Origin of the sequence: Streptomyces sp. NPDC058308, assembly GCF_042880275.1 — a bacterium.
Classification (GTDB): domain Bacteria; phylum Actinomycetota; class Actinomycetes; order Streptomycetales; family Streptomycetaceae; genus Streptomyces.
Map to the genome: position 1 here is coordinate 100,749 of NZ_JBHVZA010000023.1, position 23,516 is coordinate 124,264.

Below are 23,516 nucleotides of genomic sequence, written 5' to 3' on the forward strand. Positions count from 1 at the left end.
TGACGGGTGCGACCAGTGTGCGGGCGCCCGGCTGGTACCGCGCCACAGCGCCCACGCGAAGCACAAGTGAACAACTCGTGGCGGGCGCAGGGGAACCGCCGCGCGGGGACCGTCACCTACCGCGCCGGGGACGGGGCCCCGGTCCCGGGTCGTACGACTTCGGGACCGATGGCCGGGGTCCTGCGACCGATGGCCGCAAGATCCCCCACTGTCTACGCTTCGGACCAGTGCACGTCACCCGGCGTGCCGCACCGAAGGGGGAGTTCCATGCCGGCCGACGGCCAGAGCCACATCCGCGTAGCCCGTCCGTCCCGCGATCTGGCGGCCGCCGAGCGGTTCTGGGTCGCCGGGCTCGGCCTGAGCGTCCTGTACCGGGCACAGAGCCACGGCGTCCCCGGCGAGCACGACCTGCTCATGGTCGGCTGGACCGACGCGTCCTGGCACCTCGAACTCGTCCAGGAGGCGGGAGCCGCCGTCCGGCCGAGCCCCACCGAGGAGGACCTGCTCGTCGTCTACCTCGACGAAGAGGTGCCCGACGAGCTCGTGGCGCGGCTCGAGGAGCACGGCGGGAAGCGGGTCCTGTCCCCCAACCCCTATTGGAACGAATGGGGTGTGACCGTCGAGGACCCGGACGGCTACCGCCTGGTGCTCTGCAAGCGCGCGTGGTCCAATTCCTGAACCGATCGGGCGAGCAGGCGCACCCCGTCGGAGATCCGGGCCGGCGGCAGATGTGCGTAGCCGAGGACCAGACACACTCCGTCTCCCTCCGCGACACGTCGGTCCGCTGTTGTCCCGGGGTGCCGTGACGCCTCGTAGTCGCTCAGCGGCCGGACCGCGACGCCCGCCGCCGAGGCCCTTGCCAGGAAGACATCCTGCGGTCCCCAGCGGTCGGGCAGCCGGGCGATGACGTGCAGACCGGCCGCGATCCCGGTGACCCGCACGCCGGGGAAACCCTCGTCCAGGGCTGTGACCAGAGCGTCTCTGCGCTCCCGGTAGGCGCGCTGGCAGCGGCGCAGCTGCCGGTCGTAGCCGCCGCGTTCGACGAAGCGGGCCAGGAGCTCCTGGTCCAGGGCCGGATTGCCCAGGTCCATCACGCGCTTGCGTTCGACGACCTCCCCGGCGAGGTCCTCCGGCACAAGGAGCCAGCCCAGGCGCAGCCCCGGAGCGAGCGATTTGCTGACCGAGCCGGTGTACGCGACGTGTTCGGGGTCGAGCCCCTGCAGGGCGCCCACCGGGGCGCGGTCGTAGCGGAAGTCCCCGTCGTAGTCGTCCTCGACGACCAGGCCGCCGACGGACCGTGCCCAGTCCAGGAGTTCGGCGCGCCGCCGCGCCGAGTAGGCGATTCCGGACGGGAATTGGTGAGCGGGCGTGGTGACGACGGCGCGCACGCCCCGGTCCCGCAGCGCACCGGGGTCCGCGCCTTCGTCGTCGACCAGAATGCCCACCGGGGTGATCCCCGCGGCGGCGAGCAGCGTCGCGTGCTCGGGGCTCCCGGGGTCCTCGACCCCGATCGCGGTGTGCCCCCGCGCGCGGAGCACCAGCGCAAGGAGCGTCATCGCCTGGGCCACGCCGGAGCAGACGATCACGCGCTCCGGATCGGCGACCACCCCGCGGCGCCGCGCCAGCAGGTCGGCGAGGACCGTACGCAGCCTCGGCAGCCCGCGCGGGTCCGGGTAGCCCAGCATGTGGTGCGGCAGCTCGGCGAGCACCTGGCGGTGGGCCGCGGCCCACGCCGAGCGGGGGAACAGCGACAGGTCGGGGACGCCGGGAAGGAAGTCCACGCGCGCGTGGCCGTCGCGGGGCGCGAGATCACGCACCGCCGGGACGGCCGCCCGCGCCGCGTCCCCCACCCAGGTCCCCGAGCCCCGGTCGCTGCGCAGATACCCCTCCGCCGTCAGCTGCTCGTACGTCTCCGTGACCAGACCGCGCGAGACGCCGAGGTCGGCGGCGAGTTCGCGGCTGGAGGGCAGGCGGGTGCCCGCCGTGAGCCGCCCCGACCGGACGGCCTCGCGAAGGGCCGACCGCAGGCTGCGGCCACGGCTGCGCGCGGGGGCGGCCGCGGCCGGCAGGAGAAGTTCCCAGGCGGCGGTCCACCGCGCGCGGTCGGCGGCGCTCTGTGACGTCAGCGCGATGCACCTCTTCGGTCGGTTGCGGGCGGTCGGTGGCTCGGGTGCGGGCGGACGGCCGCGTGCCGGGCGGCGGCGGACCAGGTGTGGGCCGTTGGTGAAGTGGTCCCCGAACAGGCCGCGAAAGTGGACCTTAATGGGGGCCGCCCGGCTTCATAGCGTCGGGGCATGAACACGGACTCCTCACGCGGAGCGCTCCTCGCGGGCCTCGCCTGTCTTCTCGTCGGCGGCTCCTTCACCGCCAACAGCCTGCTGGGCGACTACCCGTACACGGGCGGCCAGTTCGTCCGCTACGGATTGGCCTGTCTGCTCCTGCTGCCCTGGCTCGGCAAGGGCGGCACCGCCGCGCTGCGCGGGCTGCGCCCACTCCAGTGGGGACGGCTCGCACTGCTCGCGGCGGTGGGGATGGTCGGCTTCAACATGGCGATCCTCGCCGCGGAACGATCAGCGGAACCTGCCGTACCGGGTGTCTTCGTAGGATGCGCCCCGGTCGTCGTCGCTCTCCTTGTGCCGCTTCTCGAACGGCGCACTCCCCAAAGGGGCGTCCTGCACGGCGCGCTCCTGGTGGCCGCCGGTGCGTTCGTCGTGCAGGGCTGGGGCCGCACGGACGTACCCGGCCTGCTCTACTCGGTGGGCGCGCTCGCGGGCGAGGTCGGCTTCGCGGTGCTCGCCGTGCCCGTGCTGCGCCCCCTCGGCCCCCGGCTGCTCGCGGCCACCGTGTGCGCCGTGGCCGCCGTGGAATCGGCGGTCCTCGGGGTCGCCCTCGACGGCGCCGGTTTCGTGCGGTGGCCCGACCGCTCCGAAAGCGTCGCCCTGTTGTGGCAGACGGTCATCGTCACCGTCGTCGGTTTCGTGCTCTGGTACACGGGGCTGCAGCGCATCGGCGCCGAGCGGGCCACGCTCTTCTCCGGCCTCATCCCGGTCGCGGCGGCCTGTACCGCCCCACTGGCCGGGACGGGTACGTACGGGGCACCCCAGGCCGTCGGCAGCGCGCTCGTCGGTGCCGGGGTGGCGCTGGGGTCCGGCGTCCTCGTCCGGCGCCGGTCAGCGGCAGGTGTCGAGGATGACGCGGGCGACGAGCGCCGGGTCGTCGTTCATCGGGACGTGCCCGCAGCCGGGGAGCCGGACCAGGCGTGCGCCGGGGATGGCGTGCTTGGCGCGGATTCCCTGGCGGCGCAGGAGCAGTCGGTCCCGAGTGCCCCAGGCGACGGTGACCGGCAGATCCGGCACGTCGTCCTGGAAGGTGAGGTAGCGCCCGGCGGCCAGCGTCGCGTCGAAGGCCGTGGCGTTCCGCAGCGCGAGCGTCTCAGCGACGACGGCCTCCGGTGAACGGCGCCACGGGCGGGCGTAGATGGTGCTCGTGAGCGCGAAGCGTCCCGCTGCGCTGCCGGACAGCCGCTCTATCGCGGGCAGCGGCAGCAGACGCGCGCCTTGCCGCATCGCGAGGAGGGTGGCGAACGCGTACCGCTGCTCCGCGGGCGACCAGAAGCCGCCGGGGGACAGCGCGGTGACCGAGCGGACCAGCTTCTCGCGGCCCAGTTCCAGGGCGAGCAGTCCGCCCAGGGAGTTGCCCGCCACGTGCGGGCGCTCCGTCCCCAGCGCTTCGCAGAGCGCACCGAGGGCCGGTACGACCGTGGAGAGGTCGTGCCGCAGTCCGTCCGGCAGCGCGGGCGAGCGGCCGAAGCCCGGCAGGTCGACGGCTATCACATCGTGTTCGGCGGCCAGGATCTCGAGCACCGGGTCCCAGGCCTGCCGGTGGTGGCCGATGCCGTGCAGCAGCAGCAACGGCTCGCCGGACCCCACCCGTTCGTAGGAGATCGTCACGGTGCCGGGGCCGCCGGGCGACGGCACGCTGAAGGACACCTCGGCCATGACTGCTCCTGTCCTGCCGTCGGGAGACGGCCTCTCGCATTCCACGGGGCTCATGCGACGGGGCACATGCGTTAGACGTGCTGTCAGCAACAATTACCGCTCAGTAGGCTTCAGTTCAAGAGGGCGGAGTGACCTGGACACGCGCTGTCCGGGGGGCTGGGATAAGAGAGTGGCTACCGACAGCGTGACCGACGTCTTCGAAGAGCACCGTTCAGTCCTGATGGGGGTCGCCTACCGCATGCTCGGCCGCGTGGCCGACGCGGAGGACGTCGTCCAGGAGGCCTGGCTGCGCTGGTCGGCGTCCGACCACACCCAAGTGCGCGAACCGCGCGCCTACTTGGTGCGCATCACGACCCGGCTCGCCGTCGACCGCCTGCGCCACCTGCAGTCCCGCCGTGAGGCGTACGTGGGGCCATGGCTCCCCGAGCCCTGCGTCACCGAGTTCGGGCCGACCGTCCCTGACACCGCGGAGCGGGCCGTCCTCGCCGAGTCCGTCTCCCTCGCCGTCCTCGTGGTCCTGGAGTCCCTCTCGCCTCTGGAGCGCGCCGTGTTCGTGCTCCGCGAGGCCTTCGGCTTCCCCTACGCCGAGATCGCGCTCACCCTCGACCGGGGCGAGGCCGCCGTGCGTCAGCTCGCCGGGCGGGCCCGCAGGCACGTCGACGCGGGCCGGCCCCGCTACCGGGTGGACCCGGCCGAGCGGCGCGACCTGACCGAGCGGTTCCTTGCCGCGGCGACCGAGGGTGATCTGGACGGGCTGATGTCGCTCCTCGCGCCGGACGTCCGGCTGGTCGGCGACGCCGGCGGCAGGACGAAGGCTCCACTGCGCGTCCTGGAGAGCGCCGACAAGGTGGGCCGCTTCCTGTACAGCACCGCCGCCACCGCGGTCAGGACCGCCGGCGAGGTCGAGATCCGCTACGTCGAACTGAACGGCGCGGATTCCGCGTACATCCTCATCGACGGCAAGCCCGACAGCGTCTTCCAGCTGGACGCCGTCGACGGCCGCGTCCAGCACATCTACATCGTCCGGAATCCGGACAAACTCGCGGCGCTCGCCCGGTAGGGTTCCGGCCTCATCTCGCACGCCGCGGCGCGTTCGCGCGGTGCGGAGCCCCCGTCCGGCAGGGCGGGGGCTCCGTCGTGCGATCTTTGTCGGCCGTTCACGTACGCATGGCCGATTACGCCTGCTTGGCCCCGCGCGAACTCCGCGTGAATGCTCTGTGGCATCGTCCCTGTGCGGGCTGTAACGGAACGAGGATTGGTCTTGACCAAGGTTGAGCGCAGGCCTATGGTCGCAGAGATAGTGCAGGAACCTTTAATAAACAAGGGCGCTTAAACGCCGTCGGTCACGGCGATTGCGGAGGACTAGGGTGGGGACCACGCAGCTCGAAACGGTGCCGGAGCCGAAGTACTGGCATCTGAAGACCGTGCTCAGTGAGGCGCTCGACTCCGAATTCGCGGTGGGGGAGATCCTGCCGAACGAGCGTGATCTCGCCGCCCGGTTCGGTGTCGCCCGCGCCACGCTCCGGCAGGCACTGGAGCAACTCGAACTCGAAGGCAGGCTGCAGCGCCGCCGCGGAGTGGGCACGACGGTCGCCCCGCCGCGGATGGGCGTGGCCGTCGGCTCCGCGCAGGGCACCTGGCCCGGTGAGGCCGGCGACGCCTGGCAGCCCGCGGACTGCGCTCCTGCGGTCCCGCCGGCGGACGTGGCCCGCATGCTGGAGACCCTCGCGGACGAGCAGGTGCACGTGGTGCGCCGCACCCGCGTCTCACAGGGACAGCCCGTCGCCACCGAGCTGCTGTACGTCCCCACCTCGTCGGTCGCCGAGCTGACCGGCATGGACGCGCCCTCCGGCGCGGCCCGCGCGCGCGTGGTCCTGCGCGAGCTGGGCGGCCTCGGCCTCGAAGGCCAGGACCGGGCGGTCGAGCTCGGCTCCGCACGCGCCGACGACGCCAGGGCCCTGGACCGGCTCCCGGGCGCACCCGTACTCGTCGTGACGACCCGTTTCCTCGCCGAGGGCCGCACGGCGGCGGTTTCGGTGGCCACCTACCGCGCCGACACCTGCAGGCTCACCTTCGGCGACGCCGGTGGCGTGGAGATACACCACGAGTCGGAGCGCCGCGCCTCCTGACAGCGATTGACGGTGACCGACAGCGGACCGGCGCCGCCCACGGGCCGGACCACCACGCGCCCGGCACGAGATGTGCCGGGCGCGCCGTGTTTCCGCATCCTGGAGCCGCTGCTCCTCACTGCCGCGCGGTGACGGTCCCCTCGACGGCGAACAACTGCTCCTCGACATGGTCGAGCGCCAGCCGCAGCGCCCCGGTCGACACCGCCGTCTCGCCGAGCACCGACAGCGCGACCCGCGGCGGCCGCAGGCAGTAGCGGGCCAGCTCCCGGTGCAGTGGTTCGAGGACGCCGTCCAGGCCCGCCGCCCAGCCGCCCACGACGACCAGTTCGGGATCGAGGGCGAGGACGAGGGCGGCCACGTCGTGCACGAGCCGCTGGATGAACCGCTCGACGGCTGCCTGCGCCCGTGCGTCGCCCTCCCGGGCGTGGGCGAAGACCTCGGCGACGGCCTGCTCGTCCAGCGGGTGCAGCGGCTGGTCCGTGGTGGAGAGCAACGTCTCCGGAGTGACCTCCCGGCCCAGCAGATGCAGCGCGCCGATCTCACCGGCCGCCCCGCCGTAACCCCGGTGGAGCCGCCCGCCGATCAGCGAGCCGGCCCCCGGGCTCAGCCCCGCTAGGACGAACACCAGGTCGTCGGTGTCGGCCGCCGCACCCTTCCAGTGTTCGGCCACGGCAGCCGCGTTGGCGTCGTTCTCCACCAGGACCGGGCACTTGAACGACCGGCGCAACCGCTCACCCAGCTGAAGCCCCGTCCACTCGGGCAGCGCCGTGCTCAGCCGCACCGTGCCGTCCGCCTCCAGGATGCCGGGGCTGCCCACTCCCACGGCGCGCAGGGAGCTGCGGGCGATCCCGGCGCGGCGCAGCAGATCGGCGACCACGGTGCGCAGGCGCTCAAGCCGGTCGTCCGCGGACGCCTCTTCGGAGACGCCCTTCGACGCCGTGCCGAGCACCTTGCCGTCCAGGTCCGAGAGCATGGCGGCCACCCGGTGCGGACCGATCTCCAGTCCGAGCAGATGACCCGCCTCCGCCCGGAAGCGGAACTTCCGTGCGGGCCGTCCCTGGCGGCGGGCGCCACCGTCCTCGGCCGCGGACTCCACCACGAGCCCGGCCTCTGTGAGCCCCTCGACGACCCCCTCGACGGTGGGCCGGGAGAGCCCGGTCACGCGGGTGATCTCCGTGAGCGTCGCCAAGTCCGCGGCACGGAGCGCGTGCAGCACCACCGCGGAGTTGATACGTCGCAACAGAGAGGGGTCCCCGCCGGTCAGCCGCCCCAACGTCCGTCCTCCCAGCTCGTGCGCATGATGGCCGGATCGTACTCGCCGCACGGTACGGCGGCGAGTGCCGGGCCCTTGTCCGCCCTGCGTACGGCCGTCATCCGGGCGAGACGAAGCCGGACTCGTACGCGACGATGACCGCCTGCGTCCGGTCGCGCGACCCGAGCTTGGCCAGCACGGCGCTCACATGCGACTTGACGGTCTCCGTGCCGACCACCAGATGGGCCGCGATCTCCGCGTTCGACAGACCACGCGCCATCAGCCGCAGCACCTCCGCCTCACGCTCGGTCAGCGCCGCCCGGCCCAGCGCGGCCCGCGCCTCCGCGTTCCCCCGCTCCTTGCCGTGCTCGCCCGCCAGCTGCCGCACCGCGGCGGGAAAGAGGAGCGACTCGCCCTCGGCGACGAGGCGGACGGCGTGCACGATCTCCGCGGGCCTGGCGCGCTTCAGCAGGAAGCCGTCGGCGCCGGCGCGCAGCGCCTCGTACACGTACTCGTCGTTCTCGAAAGTCGTCACCACCAGGATCTTCGGCGGGTCCTGCACCGTGCGCAGCACCGCGCGGGTGGCCTCGATGCCGTCGAGCAGCGGCATCCGGACGTCCATCGCGACGACGTCCGGCCGCAGCTCGCGGACGAGGGGGATCACCGCGGCGCCGTCCGCGGCCTCGCCGACGACCCGGATGTCGGGCTGTGCCTCCAGGACGGCGCGCAGCCCCGCGCGTACGAGGGGCTCGTCGTCGACGAGGAGCACGGTGACCGGCATCCGGCCAGCGTAGATCATCCGAGCGGCAGCTCGACGTGCACCTGCCATTCACCGTCGAGCGGGCCCGTGGTGGCGCGCCCGCCGAGCAGCGTGGCCCGCTCCCTGATGCCGCGCAGGCCGCTGCCGCCGCGCCCGGTGACACCCGCCGACGCCTGGGGCAGCGCGTTGCGCACGCTCATCACGAGCCGGGCGTCGCCGACGGCGATGCGCAACCGCACCGGCACCGGACCCGAGTGGCGCAGCACGTTCGTCAGGGCCTCCTGGAGCATGCGGTAGCCCTCGCGGGAGACCGCGCCGGGCACCTGTTCCACCGGGCCCGTCACGTCGATGTCGACCTTCGCGCCCGAGGCGCGCGCGGAGTCGAGGAGGCGCTCGGCGTCCGCGAGCGTGGGTCGGCCGCTCGTCGGCTGCCCGTCCTCCCGCAGCACGCGCAGGACCCGCTCCAGGTCCTCCAGCGCGGCCCGCCCTGTTTCCTCCACGGCCTCCAGGGCGCGGTCGGTGAACTCCGGGTCGGCGGCGGCGCGTGCGGCACCGGCCTGGACGACGGCGACGGTCAGTGCGTGGCCGATCGAGTCGTGCAGCTCCCGGGCGATGCGGTTGCGCTCCAGGAGCTGCTCGGTGCGCTCCTCCAGGACGGCGAGCCGCTCGGCGGGGGAGGGGCCGAGGAGACGGCGGGCCGCGGCGGCCATCAGATGTCCGGCGCCGACGATCACCGCCAGCTCCGCGAGGACGAGGAGCAGACTCAGCGGCAGGGCGAGCCAGTCGGCGGAGGGGGCGGGCAGGACAAGCCCGTCGCTCTCCGGGGGCGCGTCGGTCGCTCCCAGCAACAGGAAGACCGAACCGATGAGTTGCCCTGTCGCCAGCACCAGGGCGCAGCCGATCTCCAGCCGCAGCACGAGCCAGAGCGCGGTTCTGCCCCGGTCCCGCCACGAGGACGACGGCGCCACGGAGATGACCGCGCTCTCGTCGGCGCCCTCCACGCGCGCGTGGGCACCGGGAAACAGCATCATCCGGGCCTGCAGCCCTTCGGCCCGCCGCATGGCGGGCACCAGGGCGGCCGACACCAACAAGGGGGCGGGGATGACCAGAATGAGGAGCCAGTCGGTGCTCGTCGGACTGGAGAGCCCCGGATAGATGGAGGCGCAGACCCAGGCGATTCCGGAGCCCAGGAGCGCGTGCAGACACCGCGTGTAGGTGACGGCGCGCGTGAGAGGGCTCAGGAAGGCGGGCATGCCGCTCATCGTGCCAGGCACACCGCGGCGCACGGCTCCCCCATGAGGGGGAGAAGCCCTCCCCGGGCGGGGGAAGACCCGAGGTGCGGTCGGCGGCGAGGCTGATGCCCATGACCAGCATCGACGTCCAAGACCTCACCAAGGAGTACGGCACGACACGGGCCGTGGACGCCCTCACCTTCCGCGTCCGCCCCGGCCGGGTCACCGGCTTCCTCGGCCCCAACGGCGCGGGCAAGTCCACCACCATGCGGCTCGTTCTCGGCCTGGACCGCCCCACCTCCGGCACGGCCACACTGGGGGGCCGCCCCTACGCCGCTCTCCAGAACCCCTTGCGCCATGTCGGGGCGCTCCTCGACGCTCAGGCGGCCCACGGTTCGCGCACCGCCCGCAACCACCTCCTCGCTCTCGCGGTCAGCAACCGCCTTCCGGCACGCCGTGTCGTCGAGGTGCTCGACGAGGCCGGGCTCGCCTCGGTCGGGGACAAGCGGATCAAGACGTTCTCGCTCGGCATGCGCCAGCGCCTCGGCATCGCGGCGGCTCTCCTCGGAGACCCCGGGGTCGTGATGCTGGACGAGCCCTCCAACGGCCTCGACCCCGAAGGCATCATCTGGATACGGGAGTTGATGCGACGACTGGCACGGGAGGGCCGTACGGTCCTCGTCTCCAGCCACCTCATGAACGAGACGGCCACCTTCGCCGACCACCTCGTGGTCCTCGGTCGCGGCAGGCTCCTCGCGGACACTCCCATGCGGGAGTTCATCGAGGGGCACAGCCGGGCCCGGGTCCGGGTGCGCACGACGGACCCGGACCGGCTCCGCGGTGTCCTGTCGGGCAAGGGCTACGTCCTCGGTGAGCCGGTGGAAGGCCGGTGGACCGTGGACGGGGCCAAGGCCGAGGAGATCGGGGCCATCGCCGCGGGCGCCGGGATCCCGGTCCTCGAACTCGCCGACGAGCAGGCCTCCCTGGAGCAGGCCTACCTCGCCCTGACGGCCGACGCGACCCAGTTCGCGGCTGCCGCGCCCACGTCCCGCCAGGAGGCCCGACCGTGCTGAACGCCCCCGTGCTGCCCGTCGCCCACTCCGAGTGGATCAAACTGAAGTCGCTTCGCTCGAGCCTGGTCTCGCTGATCGTCGTCTTCACGGCGACCGTCGCCATCACCGCGCTGGTCTTCGCGGCGGTCGGCCGGGCCGAGGCCGACAACGCAGACGCCGAGCCGCTGTTCGACGCCTTCTACGCCCTCAACTTCGGCCAGATCGCCGCGATCAGCTTCGGCACGACCGCGGTCTCTTCCGAGTACACGGGCGGCGCCCTGCGGATCTCCCTCGCCGCCGTTCCGCGCCGCGGCCTCTTCTACGCCGCCAAGATGGCCGTGGTCGGCGGCCTGGCCCTGCTCGTCGGGCTCGCCACCAGCTTCGGCACGTTCCTGACCGGCCAGGCGTTCCTGGGGGAGTACGCCATCGGACTCGGGCACTCCGGGGCCGTGCGGGCCTGCGTCGGAGGCGGCGTCTATCTGGCCCTCATGGCTCTGCTCGCCGCGGGCCTGACGGCGGTGCTGCGCAGCGGAGTCGCCGTCCTGAGCATCCTCATCCCCTTCACCCTGATCGTGTCCTTCGTGGTCGGCGACGTGGCGAGCGGAGTCGCGGGCTTCCTGCCGGACCAGGCGGGTCAGCAGGTGCTGCACGAGGCTCCGAGCGGGACACTCGGCCCGTGGGCCGGACTCGCGGTGTGTGCCGCGTGGGCAGTCGCCGCACTCGTCGCCGGGTGGTGGGCGGTGCGGCGCCGCGACGCGTGACGCTTTGTCAGTGGCGGCCGCTTTACTGGAGACCATGAGCACCGCACAGCATCTCGCCGCGATCGACCTGCTGCGCTTCCGGGAGTTCCCCGCGGAGCACGGCAGGTCGGAGTGCGGCAGTGAGGGCCCCGGCTACCACATGGCCGAGTTACTGACGAGCGACTCGTTCTGGGAGGACGACGGCACGCTCTGGCAGGCCACCGAGGAACAGTACGAGGCGGAGCGCGACGCCCTGGCCGTGCTCCTCGCCGATCGCTGGGGGCCGCCCCAGAGGTTCAGCCTGGCCAGCCTCTTCGAACGCGCCGTACGGGCGGAGGCGGCTGAGGAGGGCGACGAGGGCGAGGAGATACCGGAGCCGTGGGCGCAGCTGAGCTCGGCCGTGCCCGACCTCCACCTGTGGCGTGCGGACGGCCGCTGGATAGCCCTCGGTGTGGCTCAGTGGGACAAGGAACTGCCCTTCCAGCTTCTCGCCGTCGTCACGGAGACTGATCCGCCGTAGGAGCCGCTTCGGCGGCCGACCGGCAGGGTCCGGTGCGGCGAGCGTGCGTGCCGGGCGTCGCGCCCCCGCGGAGACCCGCCAGAAGGGCCCTAGCGGAAGGCGAGACCGCCCCGGCCCGTCGGTTCGAAGAAGCGGGCCACGTCGGCGTCGGTCACCTGTGCCAGCTCCGCGGGCGACCAGCGCGGACTGCGGTCCTTGTCGACCACCTGGGCGCGGACGCCCTCCACCAGGTCGGGGGAGGCGAGTGCGGCGCAGGAGACGCGGTACTCCTGTTCCAGGACGGCCTGAAGGGACGGCAGTTCCCGGGCCCGGCGCAGCGCGGCGAGCGTGACCTTCAGGGAGGTCGGGGACTTCGACAGGATCGTCTCGGCGGCTTCCTTCGCGTGCCGGTCCCCGGACGCCTGCAGCCGGTCCACGATCTCCTCGACGGAGTCCGCGGCGTAGCAGTGGTCGATCCACTCCCGGTGCGCGGCGAGTTCGCCCTCGGGCGCTCCGGTCGCGAACTCCCGTACGACGTCGGCCGCGTCGGCGTCGGCGAGCGCCGCGGTGAACTCCTCAAGCCGCCCGGACGGTACGTGGTGGTCGGCGAGGCCGCACAGCAGCGCGTCGCCCGCGCCCACCGCGGAGCCCGTCAGCGCGAGGTGGGTGCCCAGCTCGCCCGGGGTGCGGGTGAGCAGATAGGTGCCGCCCACGTCGGGCACGAAGCCGATGCCGGTCTCCGGCATCGCCACCCGGGAGCGCTCGGTGACCACCCGCACGCTGCCGTGCGCCGACACGCCCACACCGCCGCCCATCACGATGCCGTCCATGACGGCGACGTACGGCTTGGGACAGCGGGCGATGCGGGCGTTGAGGCAGTACTCGTCGTGCCAGAAGGAGGCTGCCTGCGCCACGCGTCCCGCCCGGACGTCGTCGTGGACCGAGCGGATGTCACCGCCCGCGCAGAGCCCGCGCTCCCCGGCACCGGTGAGCACCACCGTCGCCACCGCCTCGTCGCTCTCCCACGCGTCGAGGGCGTCCTGGATGATCCGGATCATCGCGTGGTTCAGGGCGTTGATGGCGCGGGGCCGGTTCAGGACGAGATGCGCGGCACGGCCCGCGCGGCGCAGCAGGACGGGGGCGTCGTCGGGGGTGGCGCTCATGGTGCGGGTGGCTCCGTTCACGTGGGGCGCGTCGCGGGGCGGTCGCCCTGGAACGCGTCGAGGATCTGCTCGGCGGCCGAGGTGGCCGTCAACGTACCCTCCCGCACCCGCTGTTCCAGCTCAGGGGTGGCGCTTCGCACGGCAGGGCTGTCCCTGAGCCTGTCAAGGAGCGCGTCCCGCACCATCGCCCACGTCCAGTCGATCTGCTGGTCGCGGCGCTTGGCGGCGAGCCGGTCGGTCGAGTCGAGCAGCGTCCTGTGCTGCTCGATCCGCTCCCACAGGGTGTCCAGGCCGCTGGACTCGCGGGCACTGCACGTGAGCACCGGAGGTGTCCACGCGGAGTCGGCCGGATGCATCAGACGCAGCGCGCCGGCCAGCTCACGCGCGGCCGAGCGCGCGTCGCGTTCGTGCGGGCCGTCCGCCTTGTTCACGGCGATCACGTCCGCGAGCTCCAGGACACCCTTCTTGATGCCCTGCAGCTGGTCGCCGGTGCGGGCGAGGGTCAGCAGCAGGAACGTGTCGACCATGTTCGCGACCGCCGTCTCCGACTGCCCGACCCCCACGGTCTCCACGAGCACCACGTCGTACCCCGCGGCCTCCATCACCACGATCGACTCCCGGGTCGCCTTGGCGACCCCGCCAAGGGTCCCGGCGGAAGGAGACGGCCGCACGAAGGCCGCCGGATCCAGCGAGAGCCGTTCCATCCTGGTCTTGTCGCCCAGGATGGAGCCGCCCGTCCGCGTGGACGACGGGTCGACGGCGAGCACCGCGACCCGGTGCCCGAGCGAGGTGAGCATCGTGCCGAGCGCGTCGATGAACGTGGACTTGCCGACGCCGGGCACCCCGCTGATGCCGACCCGCCGCGCCCGCCCGCTGTGCGGAAGCAGCTCGGTCAGCAACTCCTGTGCCAGCGCCCGGTGCTGCGGCCTGGTCGACTCGACGAGGGTGATGGCGCGCGCGATGAACGCGCGCTTCCCGTCGAGGACGCCCTTCGCATACGTGTCGATGTCGATCGTCACAGGCATGAGTCGGCGCTCACCGGCTCACAGTTCGTGGCCGAGATCGGCCGCAAGACGGTTCACCAGGTCGTACGCCGCGTCCGGGATGACCGTGCCGGGCGGGAAGACGGCGGTGGCACCGGCCTCGTGCAGGGCGTCGACGTCCTGCGGCGGGATCACCCCGCCCACCACGATCATGATGTCGTCGCGGCCCTCGGCGGCGAGCTCCTCGCGCAGCGCGGGCACCAGGGTGAGATGGCCCGCGGCGAGCGAGGAGACCCCGACGATGTGCACGTCCGCCTCGACGGCCTGGCGCGCGACCTCCGCCGGGGTCTGGAACAGCGGGCCGACGTCGACGTCGAAGCCCAGGTCGGCGAAGGCCGACGCGATCACCTTCTGGCCGCGGTCGTGGCCGTCCTGGCCCATCTTGGCGACCAGGATGCGCGGCCTGCGCCCCTCGGCCTCGTCGAAAGCGTCCACGAGCGTGCGGGTCCGCTCGACGGACGGCGACTGGCCTGCTTCGGTGCGGTACACACCGGAGATCGTACGGATCTGGCCCGCGTGCCGCCCGTACACGCTCTCCAGTGCGTCGGAGATCTCACCGACCGTGGCCTTCGCGCGGGCCGCGTCCACCGCGAGCGCGAGCAGGTTGCCCTCCAGGCCCTGGCCGGGGCCTCGCTCGGCGGCCGCTGTCAGCGTGCGCAGCGCGTCCTGGCAGGCCGCCTCGTCGCGCTCCGCGCGCAGCCGCCGCAGCTTGGCGATCTGCTGGGTGCGCACCGAGGAGTTGTCGACCTTGAGGACCTCGATCTGCTCGTCGCTGTCCACCCGGTACTTGTTGACGCCGATGACCGGCTGGCGCCCCGAGTCGATGCGGGCCTGCGTGCGCGCCGCTGCCTCCTCGACGCGCAGCTTCGGGATGCCGGCGTCGATGGCCTGCGCCATGCCGCCCGCCGCCTCGACCTCCTCGATGTGCTGCCAGGCACGGCGTGCCAGGTCGTACGTGAGCTTCTCGACGTACGCGCTGCCGCCCCACGGATCGATGGTCCGGGTCGTGCCCGACTCCTGCTGGATCAGGAGCTGGGTGTTGCGGGCGATGCGCGCGGAGAAGTCGGTCGGCAGGGCGAGCGCCTCGTCCAGGGCGTTCGTGTGCAGCGACTGGGTGTGGCCCTGGGTGGCCGCCATCGCCTCGACACATGTGCGCGTGACGTTGTTGAACACGTCCTGCGCGGTCAGTGACCAGCCCGACGTCTGCGAATGGGTGCGCAGCGAGAGGGACTTGGCGTTCTTCGGGTCGAACTGCTTCACCAGCTTCGCCCACAGCAGGCGCGCCGCGCGGAGCTTGGCGACCTCCATGAAGAAGTTCATGCCGATCGCCCAGAAGAAGGAGAGCCGCGGCGCGAACGCGTCGACGTCAAGGCCCGCTTCCTGTCCCGCCCTCAGGTACTCCACGCCGTCGGCGAGGGTGTACGCGAGCTCCAGGTCGGCCGTCGCACCCGCTTCCTGGATGTGATAGCCCGAGATCGAGATGGAGTTGTAGCGCGGCATCTTCTGCGAGGTGTACGCGAAGATGTCGGAGATGATCCGCATCGAGGGCTTCGGCGGATAGATGTAGGTGTTGCGGACCATGAACTCTTTGAGGATGTCGTTCTGAATGGTCCCGGCCAGCTTCTCGGGCGGTACGCCCTGCTCCTCGGCGGCCACGATGTAGAGCGCGAGCACGGGAAGCACCGCGCCGTTCATCGTCATCGACACGGTCATCTTGTCCAGCGGGATGCCGTCGAAGAGCTGACGCATGTCGTAGATCGAGTCGATGGCGACGCCCGCCATGCCGACGTCGCCCGTCACGCGCGGGTGGTCGCTGTCGTAACCGCGGTGCGTGGGCAGGTCGAAGGCGACCGAGAGGCCCTTCTGGCCGGCCGCGAGATTGCGGCGGTAGAAGGCGTTGGACTCCTCGGCGGTGGAGAATCCCGCGTACTGCCGGATCGTCCAGGGCTGGTTCACGTACATCGTCGGGTAGGGGCCGCGCAGGTACGGCGCGACACCCGGGTACGTGCCGAGGAAGTCGAGGCCCTCCACATCGGCCCCGGTGTACAGCGGCTTGACCGCGATGCCCTCGGGCGTCTCCCACAGCAGATCGCTCTCGGACCGGCCGGTGGATTCCTTCACCGCCGTGCGCCACTGCTCGTGCGAGCCCTCGGCGCCCGCGCCGGGGCCGAGGTCGATGGAGGAGAAGTCGGGGATGCGCATTACGCCACTCCCATGCGGTCGAGGGTGGAGGAGAGCACGGCGACGGCGTCACAGCCCGCGAAGACGTACGCGTCGACACCGGCGTACTCCCCGCGCCCGGCCAGGAAGACCCGCTCGGCGCCCGCCGACTTGAGGGCCTGCGCGACCGCGTCGGCCTGTTCGGCGTAGAGCGCGTCGCTGGAGCACAGACACGCGACGCTCGCGCCGCTGGCCCTGAAGGCATCGGCGGCCGTCCCGGGATCCACCGACGCCGGCTCGTGCACGGCCTCGATGCCGCCCGCCTGGAAGAGGTTCGAGGCGAAGGTGGCCCGCGCGGTGTGCGCGGCGGCGGGGCCGAGCGCGGCGAGGAACACCCGAGGCCGCGCGCCGGTCTGCGCCAGGTGCGCGTCCGAGCGGGCGCGCAGGGCTTCGTACGCCTCGTCGCGGCGCACCCGGGGCAGGCCGCCGGGGGGCGCGGACGGCGCCGGATCGCGCTCCACGGGACGCTCGGTGAGCTGGGGGAACTCGCTGACGCCGGTGATGGGTTCGCGGCGCGAGACGAGCTTCTTGCTCCGCTCGGCCCAGGTGGCCGCGAGGCGCTCGCCGATCATCCCGGACCGCAGGGCCGCCGCCTGGCCGCCCGCTCGCTCGATCTCCTGGAAGAAGTCCCAGCCCGCCTGCGCGAGTTCGTCGGTGAGGCGCTCCACGTACCAGGAGCCGCCCGCCGGGTCGATGACGCGCGCGAGGTGCGACTCCTCGATGAGGATCGTCGACGTGTTGCGGGCGATCCGGCGTGCGAACGCGTCGGGCAGGCCCAGCGAGTGGTCGAACGGCAGCACGGTGACGGAGTCGGCGCCCCCGACACCCGCCCCCAGGCAGGCCACCGTCGTGCGCAGCATGTTCACCCACGGGTCACGACGGGTCATCATCACCGACGACGTCACCGCGTGCTGACGCTGCGCGCCCGCCGCGGGGGCCCCGCACACCTCGGCCACGCGGGCCCAGAGGCGCCGCGCCGCGCGGAGCTTGGCGATGGTCAGGAACTGGTCGGCGGTCGCCGCGTAGCGGAACTCCAGCTGCGCGCAGGCCTCTTCGACCGGGAGCCCGGCGGCGGAGAGCTCGCGCAGGTAGGCGACGCCGGTGGCGATCGAGGCGCCCAGCTCCTGTGCCGCCGAACCGCCGGCCTCGTGGTAGGGCAGCGCGTCCGCCGTGAGCGCCCTGAGGGCGGGGTATCGCCGCGCACACAGCTCTGCGAGCTCCACGGCCCCGGCCGGGTCCAACGCCTCGCCGGTGCGGGCCTCGTGGGCCAGGACGTCCGCGCCGAGCGTGCCGCGCGCCGACGCGTCGGGGACGCCCGCCGCCTCGTACAGGCCGAGCAACGCGTGGGCGGCGGGGGCGAATTCCGCTCCCGCGTCGAGCGCCACGGGGGCGAGGTCGAGATAGACGCCCTTCAGGGCCGACGCCAGAGCGGACACCGGGACACCGTTCGCGCCGACGCCGAGCCATACCGACGTGACGCCGTGCTCCAGGTCCGCGAGTACGGCCTCGTTCGTCCGGGCGGGGTCGGTGCTCGCGTGGCGCTGCCGCACGTCCCAGCCCGTGGCCGCGTTGCCGCCGGCCGTGCCACCCCGTACGAAAGGGGCAAAGCCGGGATGTCCGACATCGGATGCGGCGTCGCGGGCGGTGTACAGGGGACGGGTGGTGAGCCCGTCCTCGAGAGCGGTGGACAGTGCTTCTTCGGCGGCCGGGCCCGATACGTCTTTACCCGACTTGCGCAGCACGCCTTCCACAAGGCGGTGCCACTGCTCATGGGTTGCATCGGGGAACTCGGCGGCCAGCGAAAGCCCGTCGTCAGGCAGGACCGTCATGCCCCGATGCTAGGGCGCAACCCCTGGCACGCGGTGCCATCAAGGGCTGTGACCTTGCCCTCTCCTGATCGCTCTTGATCTCGAACGAGCAGACGACTATTGATTGCCGCTATCGACTGCCGCGGGCATCGAGCCGTCCGTCGGCGGGCCCGGCTCGTCAGGCGGAGGCACGCGTGGTGTGCCGGGGGCGGGCGACGGGCTTGCCCGTGACGTACTGGACGTACTCCCGGTGCAGCCGGAAACCCGCCGTCCAGGCCAGCAGCCGGCTGGGCCGGTTGTCGCGGGCGCAGGACCAGCTCGCGGTGCGGCCGCGCGCGGTGACGTCCGCGCACAGAGCGGTCACGCAGGCCAGCGCGAGACGCTCGCGCCGACGCTCGGGCGTGGTGAGCACCGCCACGTCCTCGTACACCTCACCGGTGAAGTAGCTGCAGGCCACGGCGGCGATCTGACCGCCTCGGTCGACCGCGCCCCAGCCGTGCCCGGATGCGGCCAGACCCTCGGGACCGCCCCAACTGTCATGGATCCAGGACGCGTCGGGGGAGAGGGCGGCGAGCGCGGGGGCGTCGGCGGACGTCAGCCGGCGGACGGTCACACCCCGGGGCGTCCGGGGCGGCTCGGCCTGCTCACGGTGTACGTACACCATCCGCTCGGCCGGTACGAGCCGGTCGAAGGCGGCGCCGAGCACCGGCAGGAAGCGGTCGGGAGCCTCGACGTGGCTGTGCGCGAAAGGGGCAAGCAGGTCCGGGGCGACACTGCCCGCGTCGCCGCGCAGCAGCACGTGGCCCGCGCAGGAGACCGCCACGGCCCGGGGGTCGAGCGCGCGGTCGGCCCACCAGCGCCCGGTGCCGACGGCCGCGACGTGCTCGGGCAGGGAGCCGGGGCCGGGCGTGCCGGGAGCGAACCAGCGGGGCACGGCGGGCAGGTGGTGCGGGGGAAGCTCGATCATCAGCGGCTCCTGCGGAGTGAGGCCTACGGGTGAAACGGGTGCGCTGGTCGGCGGGGCCGTGACCGGCGGTCGGCTGCCTCGGCGCCGTGTTCCCGCTCCGTTGGACATCCAACTGTCCCGCGCCCGCGGACTCAAGAGCGCCCCATCGACTTTGACTCGACCCGAACGAGTGGACACCCCATGCGTCGGCATTGCGTCAGAGGACGGCGTCGATGCGTCAACGTCGCATCATGAAGGGTCGGTTGGCACCCTGTGCCGGGCATAACGTCACCGTATGCCGCGGCATTCCACGGATCCGCGGTGCCGTACCCGGTTTTTCGCATTCCCAGCTTCCCAGCTTCCCTGCTGTCCCCTCTGGAGGAACCCCATGGCAGAGCTCTTGTGCGGCGAGGACCCCGAGCCCTGTGAACCCGGCCCGGCCGGGCCGCTGTTCGTCCCCGTCCGGCCGGGACCCGCGGGCTGGGTGGCCCGCTTGTTCCGCACGCCCGTCGGCGGGCGCACCGCCGTCGCCTTCACCAGCGCGGAGCTGCTGAGTACCGCGCTCGGTTCCCGGCAGCCGTGGATCAGGCTCTCCGAACCGGCGCTGCGCTCGCTCACCGAGCCGCTCGGTGTCGCCGGGGTCACCGTCGACCCGCGCCTCGCCGCGCACCCTGTCGGCCCTCGGCCGCTGCGGCCCGGCGATCGGTACGACGCCGTCCGGCGGCTCCGGGACCCGAGGACGGCGGACGCCCTGCGGGTCACCGGCACGGCGGCCCAGGCCCTGTGGATCGGCTGAGGCCGAGTGGACCGGCTCAGGCCGAGCCGAAGAGAGAAGCAAACATGACCACACTGCGCGTACCCCCGATCCCGGCCGTGCCCGCCCCCGCGGCCCCGGTGGCCGCCCCGGCCGACGCCGTCACCGGGCACGACGACGACCTGTCCGTCTGGCCCGCCTCCACCACCCGGCTCGCCCGCGGCGACCTCGCCGTCGGCGGCGTGCCGCTCACCGGCATCGCCGAGCGCTTCGGCACCCCCGCCTACCTCGTGGACGAAGGTGACATACGCGCCCGCTGCCGCGCCTACCTGCGCGCCTTCCCGGACGGCGAGGTGCTCTACGCCGCCAAGGCGTTCCTGTGCCGCGCCATGGCGCACTGGATGCACGAGGAGGGCCTCGGACTCGACGTGTGCTCGGCAGGCGAGCTGGAGCTCGCCGTCACGACGGGCTTCCCCGCGGACCGCATCGTGCTGCACGGCAACGCCAAGAGCCCCCAGGACCTGCAGGCGGCCCTACGGCTCGGGGTCGGCCGGATCGTCATCGACAGCGCGTCGGAGATCGCCCGCCTGGCCGCGGCCGTGCCCCCGGGCAGTCGGCAGAAGGTGCTGGTCAGGGTGGTGCCGGGCATCGCGGCCGGCGGGCACGCCAAGATCCGCACGGGCACCGACGACCAGAAGTTCGGCCTGTCCATCACGGACGGCTCCGCCCAGCACGCCGTCGCCCGCATCCTCGGCCAGCCGACGCTCGAACTGGTGGGCCTGCACTGCCACCTGGGCTCGCAGATCACCACGGAGAAGCCGTTCCTCGCCGCGGTGCGGCGCATGGTCGGGCTGATGGCCCGGATCGAGGACCAGCACGGCGTCACTCTCCCCGAACTGGACCTCGGGGGCGGCCACGGCATCGCCTACCGACCCGGCGACGAGTCCCTCGACATCGCCACGCTCGGGCGCAAGGTGCGGGCCGAGCTGACCGAGGCCTGCGCGGCGGCCGGTCTCCCGGTGCCGCGCCTGATCGTGGAGCCGGGGCGGGCCGTCGCGGGCCCCGCCGGGGTGGCGCTCTACCGGGTCCTCGCCGTCAAGCGGACCAGCGGGCGGACGTTCGTCGCCGTGGACGGCGGGATGAGCGACAACCCGCGCCCGGCGCTCTACGGCGTGCGGTACGTGCCCCGCCTGGTCGGACGGTGCTCCACGGCCGGGCCCGCGCCGGTGACGGTCGTCGGCCGGCACTGCGAGGCGGGCGACATCCTCGCCTCGGACGTCCCGCTGCCCGGCGACGTACGGCCCGGGGACGTGCTCGCCGTCCCGGTCGCCGGGGCGTACCACCTGTCGATGGCCTCCGGTTACAACCTCGTCGGCCGCCCGCCCGTGGTCGCCGTCTCCGGCGGGCACGCCAGGCTGCTGGTCCGCCGCGAGTCCCTGGAGGACTTCCGCAGCCGGGACGTGGGCCTGTAGCGGGACGCGCGACGGCCCCGGGCGGTCGTGCCCGGGGCCGTCGTGTCACGCGTGGGGACCGTCAGAGAATCGCGCCCGGCGTGTAGGCCGCGGCCTCGGGGTGCTCCTTCAGGAGCGCCTCGATCTGCGCGACGACCATGCCCACCTGGTCGCTCGCGGCGCCGGTGAAGGACAGCTTGTCGGCCATCAGCTCGTCCAGCTCGGCGCGGTCCAGCGGGATGCGGGAGTCGGCGGCGAGCTTGTCGAGCAGTTCGTTGCGCTCGGCGCCCTGCTCCCGCATGGCCAGCGCGGAGGCGACCGCGTTCTCCTTGATGGCCTCGTGGGCCTCCTCGCGGCCGACGCCCGCGCGCACCGAGGCCATCAGGACCTTGGTGGTGGCGAGGAAGGGGAGGTAGCGGTCGAGCTCGCGCGCGACGACGGCGGGGAAAGCCCCGAACTCGTCGAGCACGGTCAGGAAGGTCTCAAGGAGCCCGTCGAGCGCGAAGAACGCGTCGGGCAGGGCGACCCGGCGCACGACGGAGCAGGAGACGTCGCCCTCGTTCCACTGGTCGCCCGCGAGCTCGCCGGTCATCGAGGCGTAGCCGCGCAGGATGACGGTGAGGCCGTTGACGCGCTCGCAGGAGCGGGTGTTCATCTTGTGCGGCATCGCGGACGAGCCGACCTGACCCGGCTTGAAGCCCTCGGTGACCAGCTCGTGCCCGGCCATCAGGCGGACCGTCTTGGCGATCGAGGACGGCGCGGCGGCGACCTGCACGAGCGCGGTGACGACGTCGTAGTCGAGGGAGCGCGGGTAGACCTGGCCGACCGAGGTGAAGGCGGTCTCGAAGCCCAGGTGCGAGGCGATGCGCTGTTCCAGGTCGGCCAGTTTCGCGGCGTCGCCGCCGAGCAGGTCGAGCATGTCCTGGGCGGTGCCGACCGGGCCCTTGATGCCGCGCAGCGGGTAGCGGTCGATGAGCTCGTCGAGGCGGCGGTAGGCGACGAGCAGCTCGTCGGCGCCGGTCGCGAAGCGCTTGCCCAGCGTCGTCGCCTGCGCGGCGACGTTGTGGGAGCGGCCCGCCATGACCAGCTCGGCGTACTCGCCGGCGAGCTTGCCGAGGCGGGCGAGAACGGCGACGGTGCGGGAGCGGATCAGCTCCAGGGAGAGCCGGATCTGCAGCTGCTCGACGTTCTCGGTGAGGTCGCGGGAGGTCATGCCCTTGTGGACGTGCTCGTGCCCGGCGAGGGCGTTGAACTCCTCGATACGGGCCTTCACGTCGTGGCGCGTGACCTTCTCGCGCTCGGCGATGGAGGCCAGGTCGACCTGGTCGAGCACGCGCTCGTAGTCGGTGATGGCGGCGTCAGGAACCTCGATCCCGAGGTCCTTCTGCGCACGCAGCACGGCGAGCCAGAGCTGACGCTCCAGCCTCACCTTCTGCTCGGGCGACCAGAGGGTGGCGAGCTCGGCGGAGGCATAACGTCCGGCGAGGACGTTCGGGATACGGGGCTTTGCGGGCGCGGCAGTCACGTGTACGGATTCTACTGGGCGTTCATGCAGGCCAGCGCCACGCCCCCGTTCGTTCGAAGCTACGAGAGCGGGCGGCGCGCACTGCTACGAGAACGGGTCCTCGTAGGGCAGCAGTTCAGGGCGCTTGGGGGAGCGGCCGTCGCCGGAGGAGCGGCCGGTGAGGCGGCGGCCTATCCACGGGCCGAGGTGCTGCCTGGCGAAGCGGGCGTCGGCGACACGGCGCTTGGCCCAGCCCGGCGGCACGGCGGCGGGCAGCGGGCTCTGCCAGTCGTCCTCCGGGTCGTAGCCGAGCGCCTGCCAGACGGCCTCGGCGATCCTGCGGTGGCCCTCGGCGGTGGGGTGCAGCCGGTCCACGTCCCACAGGCGCTGGTCGCCGAGGACGGCCGCGCCGTAGAGGTCCACGACGAGCGCGCCGTGCCGTTCGGCCAGGTCCTCGACGTGGGAGTAGAGCTCCTCCATGCGCGGACGGAACCGCTGCATCACCGGTCCGTTCCGTCCCGGGCTGCGCATCAGGACGAGCTGCTTGCAGGACGGGGCGAGCCGTTCGACGGCCTCTTCGAGCAGGCCGCGCACGCGTCCCATGTCGCACTTGGGGCGCAGCGTGTCGTTGAGTCCGCCCACCAGGGTGACCACGTCGGCCTGCATCGCGGCCGCGACGTCCACCTGCTCGTCGACGATCTGGCCGATGAGCTTGCCCCGCACCGCGAGGTTCGCGTAGCGGAAGCCGGGGCTGTGCGCCGCCATCCGGGCGGCCAGGAGATCGGCCCACCCGCGGTAGCTGCCGTCGGGCAGCAGGTCCGACATTCCCTCGGTGAAGGAGTCGCCCACCGCGACGAGACTGGTGTAGTTGGCATTCATCTGCATGGCGGGAGTGATGTTATCCCGCCGGAGCCGACCGCGCCCGGCGTCACCGGGTCCCGGGCCCGGTGACGCCGGGCCACCAC

Annotated in this window: 20 protein-coding genes and 1 pseudogene; 9 read left to right on the plus strand and 12 right to left on the minus strand. The window is 72.8% G+C overall.

Annotation, left to right across the window (positions count from 1 at the left end; genetic code table 11):
• The first annotated feature begins 267 nt into the window (after positions 1-267).
• Complete coding sequence (locus ACFVYL_RS27865) at positions 268-678, plus strand: VOC family protein (protein ID WP_389720549.1); 411 nt, start codon at positions 268-270, stop codon at positions 676-678.
• Here ACFVYL_RS27865 and ACFVYL_RS27870 read toward each other — a convergent pair.
• The gene (locus ACFVYL_RS27870; RefSeq protein ID WP_389720724.1) at positions 636-2,126 is read right to left on the minus strand and encodes a PLP-dependent aminotransferase family protein; all 1,491 of its coding nucleotides are present in this window, start codon (positions 2,124-2,126) and stop codon (positions 636-638) included. The two genes, ACFVYL_RS27865 and ACFVYL_RS27870, sit on opposite strands and share 43 nt — an antisense overlap.
• 168 nt (positions 2,127-2,294) lie before the next feature.
• Between ACFVYL_RS27870 and ACFVYL_RS27875 the strand changes: the two are divergent.
• Positions 2,295-3,131, plus strand: a pseudogene (locus ACFVYL_RS27875) (EamA family transporter); the annotation flags it as partial.
• A gap of 39 nt (positions 3,132-3,170) precedes the next feature.
• On the opposite strand, the gene ACFVYL_RS27880 reads toward ACFVYL_RS27875, so the two are convergent.
• Positions 3,171-3,998 (minus strand): alpha/beta fold hydrolase, encoded by an 828-nt coding sequence (locus ACFVYL_RS27880; RefSeq protein WP_389720551.1) that lies wholly within the window; start codon positions 3,996-3,998, stop codon positions 3,171-3,173.
• 169 nt (positions 3,999-4,167) lie between these two features.
• Here ACFVYL_RS27880 and ACFVYL_RS27885 point away from each other — a divergent pair, with 169 nt between their 5' ends.
• Together ACFVYL_RS27885 and ACFVYL_RS27890 are read left to right on the plus strand one after the other, a co-directional pair.
• On the plus strand, positions 4,168-5,058 hold the full coding sequence (locus ACFVYL_RS27885; RefSeq protein WP_389720553.1) for an RNA polymerase sigma-70 factor: 891 nt from the start codon (positions 4,168-4,170) through the stop codon (positions 5,056-5,058).
• A gap of 307 nt (positions 5,059-5,365) precedes the next feature.
• Positions 5,366-6,127, plus strand: coding sequence for a GntR family transcriptional regulator (locus tag ACFVYL_RS27890; protein ID WP_389720556.1), 762 nt, complete (start codon positions 5,366-5,368; stop codon positions 6,125-6,127).
• Between the two features lie 115 nt (positions 6,128-6,242).
• Here the strand turns inward: ACFVYL_RS27890 and ACFVYL_RS27895 are convergent, their stop codons facing one another.
• From ACFVYL_RS27895 to ACFVYL_RS27905, 3 genes are all read right to left on the minus strand, one after another.
• Complete coding sequence (locus ACFVYL_RS27895; RefSeq protein ID WP_389720559.1) at positions 6,243-7,400, minus strand: ROK family transcriptional regulator; 1,158 nt, start codon at positions 7,398-7,400, stop codon at positions 6,243-6,245.
• A 97-nt stretch (positions 7,401-7,497) separates the two neighbouring features.
• Positions 7,498-8,160 (minus strand): response regulator, encoded by a 663-nt coding sequence (locus tag ACFVYL_RS27900; protein ID WP_389720562.1) that lies wholly within the window; start codon positions 8,158-8,160, stop codon positions 7,498-7,500.
• A 14-nt stretch (positions 8,161-8,174) separates the two neighbouring features.
• Positions 8,175-9,392: a sensor histidine kinase gene (locus ACFVYL_RS27905; protein ID WP_389720565.1), complete on the minus strand. Its 1,218-nt coding sequence runs from the start codon at positions 9,390-9,392 to the stop codon at positions 8,175-8,177.
• 110 nt (positions 9,393-9,502) lie between these two features.
• Between ACFVYL_RS27905 and ACFVYL_RS27910 the strand changes: the two genes are divergently transcribed.
• Genes ACFVYL_RS27910 through ACFVYL_RS27920 form a run of 3 tightly spaced genes read left to right on the plus strand, consistent with a single transcriptional unit; the run spans position 9,503 to position 11,683 of the window.
• Positions 9,503-10,444 (plus strand): ATP-binding cassette domain-containing protein, encoded by a 942-nt coding sequence (locus ACFVYL_RS27910; protein ID WP_389720568.1) that lies wholly within the window; start codon positions 9,503-9,505, stop codon positions 10,442-10,444.
• Positions 10,441-11,184, plus strand: a complete 744-nt coding sequence (locus tag ACFVYL_RS27915) for an ABC transporter permease (RefSeq protein WP_389720727.1) — start codon at positions 10,441-10,443, stop codon at positions 11,182-11,184. Before ACFVYL_RS27910 ends, ACFVYL_RS27915 begins: the two co-directional genes overlap by 4 nt.
• 34 nt (positions 11,185-11,218) lie before the next feature.
• Positions 11,219-11,683: a hypothetical protein gene (locus ACFVYL_RS27920; protein WP_389720570.1), complete on the plus strand. Its 465-nt coding sequence runs from the start codon at positions 11,219-11,221 to the stop codon at positions 11,681-11,683.
• A gap of 89 nt (positions 11,684-11,772) precedes the next feature.
• On the opposite strand, the gene ACFVYL_RS27925 is transcribed toward ACFVYL_RS27920, so the two are convergent.
• The 5 genes from ACFVYL_RS27925 to ACFVYL_RS27945 all read right to left on the minus strand — a co-directional run bounded on the left by ACFVYL_RS27925 (position 11,773) and on the right by ACFVYL_RS27945 (position 18,863).
• The gene (locus ACFVYL_RS27925; RefSeq protein WP_389720573.1) at positions 11,773-12,825 is read right to left on the minus strand and encodes an enoyl-CoA hydratase/isomerase family protein; all 1,053 of its coding nucleotides are present in this window, start codon (positions 12,823-12,825) and stop codon (positions 11,773-11,775) included.
• 17 nt (positions 12,826-12,842) lie between these two features.
• Positions 12,843-13,850 (minus strand): methylmalonyl Co-A mutase-associated GTPase MeaB, encoded by a 1,008-nt coding sequence (meaB, locus tag ACFVYL_RS27930; protein WP_389720576.1) that lies wholly within the window; start codon positions 13,848-13,850, stop codon positions 12,843-12,845.
• A gap of 18 nt (positions 13,851-13,868) precedes the next feature.
• Positions 13,869-16,070, minus strand: coding sequence for a methylmalonyl-CoA mutase (scpA, locus tag ACFVYL_RS27935; protein WP_389720579.1), 2,202 nt, complete (start codon positions 16,068-16,070; stop codon positions 13,869-13,871).
• Positions 16,070-17,917: a methylmalonyl-CoA mutase small subunit gene (gene mutA / locus ACFVYL_RS27940; RefSeq protein WP_389720582.1), complete on the minus strand. Its 1,848-nt coding sequence runs from the start codon at positions 17,915-17,917 to the stop codon at positions 16,070-16,072. Before mutA ends, scpA begins: the two co-directional genes overlap by 1 nt.
• A gap of 157 nt (positions 17,918-18,074) precedes the next feature.
• On the minus strand, positions 18,075-18,863 hold the full coding sequence (locus tag ACFVYL_RS27945; protein ID WP_389720585.1) for a GNAT family N-acetyltransferase: 789 nt from the start codon (positions 18,861-18,863) through the stop codon (positions 18,075-18,077).
• A 367-nt stretch (positions 18,864-19,230) separates the two neighbouring features.
• Between ACFVYL_RS27945 and ACFVYL_RS27950 the strand changes: the two genes are divergently transcribed.
• Both ACFVYL_RS27950 and lysA read left to right on the plus strand, forming a co-directional pair.
• Positions 19,231-19,638: an SAV_915 family protein gene (locus ACFVYL_RS27950; protein ID WP_389720588.1), complete on the plus strand. Its 408-nt coding sequence runs from the start codon at positions 19,231-19,233 to the stop codon at positions 19,636-19,638.
• Positions 19,639-19,682: 44 nt separating this feature from the next.
• Complete coding sequence (gene lysA / locus ACFVYL_RS27955; RefSeq protein ID WP_389720591.1) at positions 19,683-21,068, plus strand: diaminopimelate decarboxylase; 1,386 nt, start codon at positions 19,683-19,685, stop codon at positions 21,066-21,068.
• Positions 21,069-21,129: 61 nt separating this feature from the next.
• Here lysA and purB read toward each other — a convergent pair whose 3' ends face one another.
• Both purB and ACFVYL_RS27965 read right to left on the minus strand, forming a co-directional pair.
• A complete protein-coding gene (gene purB, locus ACFVYL_RS27960) occupies positions 21,130-22,572 on the minus strand; it encodes an adenylosuccinate lyase (RefSeq protein ID WP_389720594.1) in 1,443 nt (480 codons plus the stop codon).
• Positions 22,573-22,656: 84 nt separating this feature from the next.
• Positions 22,657-23,436, minus strand: coding sequence for an SGNH/GDSL hydrolase family protein (locus ACFVYL_RS27965; protein ID WP_389720597.1), 780 nt, complete (start codon positions 23,434-23,436; stop codon positions 22,657-22,659).
• Positions 23,437-23,516: the final 80 nt, after the last annotated feature.